At 67.0% G+C, this 1,681-nt stretch carries 1 protein-coding gene; it reads left to right on the forward strand.

The window, feature by feature from the left end; all coding sequences use genetic code 11:
- A partial coding sequence (locus QRD43_RS22645) for a condensation domain-containing protein (protein ID WP_285984788.1) occupies positions 1-1,681 on the forward strand: 1,681 nt, incomplete at both ends.

Consider the following 1,681-nt stretch of genomic DNA (forward strand, 5'->3'; position numbering starts at 1 on the left):
CCGCCGCGCACTGCCGGCACCCGACCTGCAGGCGCTGGCCGCTCTGAGCTACGAGGCCCCGCAAGGCGAGCTGGAAGAACAGCTGGCCGCGCTGTGGGCCGAGGTGCTGCAGCTGCCGCGCGTGGGTCGTCATGACAACTTCTTCGAGCTGGGCGGGCATTCGCTGCTGGCATTGGAGCTGGCGTCGCGAATGGGCGCGTGTGGACTGCGCGGAGATGTGCGCATGCTGTTCACGGCAACCAGCCTCAGCCAACTGGCTTTGCAGCTTTCTGAGCGGCAGCCCGCCATGGAAGAGGCCTGGGCAAGTACCACCGTTGTCGCGTCTCGCTCCGGAATTCCCGAAGATGCGCAAGACCTGACCCCCGATATGCTCCCGCTGGTGACGCTGAGCCAGCAGGCGCTGGATCGGTTGGTCGCAACCGTTCCGGGAGGCGCTGCCAATGTGCAGGATGTCTATCCGTTGGCGCCACTGCAGAGCGGCATGCTGTTCCACCATCTCCTGGAACGGGAGAGCGACGTCTATCTGCTGCGCGTTGCACTGCGCTTCAAGACGCAGGCGCACCTGAGCGCCTACCTGGCGGCATTGCAGCAAGTCATGAACCGCCATGACGTGCTGCGGACCAGCATCCACTGGACCGAGCTGACCGAACCGGTGCAGCTGGTGCATCGGCAGGTTGAGCTGCCGATCATCTGTCATGAGGCTCTGGATGACGGCTCCAGCGCCCAGAGCCAGCTCATGAGGCTGACCAATCCCAGGACCTGCCGTTTGGAACTGGGCAAAGCGCCGCTGATGGAGGCGCACCTGATGCAGGAGCCAGCCCATGGAAGCTGGCTGATGTCGCTGCTGATGCATCACCTCATCCTGGACCACCATGCACTTGAGCTGATGCAGAAGGAGATTGCGCTGCTGATCGAAGCGCGAGAGGACACGCTGCTCCCCGCGCAGCCCTTCCGCAACTACGTCGCACAGGCGCGGCTGGGCCTCACCCCCGCGCAGCACGAGGCCTACTTCCGCGAGCAGCTGGGCGATGTGGACGAACCGACGCTGCCCTACGGCCTGTCAGACGTGCAGGGCGATGGCAGCCAGGTCGGGGAAGCCCACCTGGTACTGCCAGAGGCCCTGAGCCAGGCGCTGCGCACGCAGGCCCGGCGCCTGGGCGCGAGCGTGGCGAGCCTGTGCCACCTGGCCTATGCCCAGCTGCTGGGCCGGATCAGCGGCCGCGAGGACGTCGTCTTCGGCACCGTGCTGTTCGGCCGCATGCAGGCCGGAGCGGGCGCCGACCGCGCCCTGGGTCTGTACATCAACACCTTGCCCTTGCGGGTCAAGTTGCAGGGCCCGGTGCAAGCCGCGATCAAGCAGGTCCAGCAAGACCTGGCCGGCTTGCTGCGCCACGAACACGCGCCACTGGCGCTGGCCCAGCGCTGCAGCGGCCTGGAGAGCGGTGTGCCGCTGGTGACGGCGCTGCTGAACTACCGCCATGGGTCGGATGCAGCCGCTCACGCGCCGCTCTCCGTGCCTGGCGCGGAGTCCTTGACGGCCGAAGAGCGCACCAACTACCCGCTGCTGCTGAACATCGACGACTACGAGCAAGGCGGTCTGGCCCTGACCGTGCAGCTGCGCGAGCCCCACAGCGCCCAGGCGTTGTGCGAGGCGATGGAACAGGCGCTGCGCGAGCTGAGC

Origin of the sequence: Roseateles subflavus, from assembly GCF_030285365.1 — a bacterium.
GTDB classification, from domain to species: Bacteria; Pseudomonadota; Gammaproteobacteria; order Burkholderiales; family Burkholderiaceae_C; genus Roseateles_B; species Roseateles_B subflavus.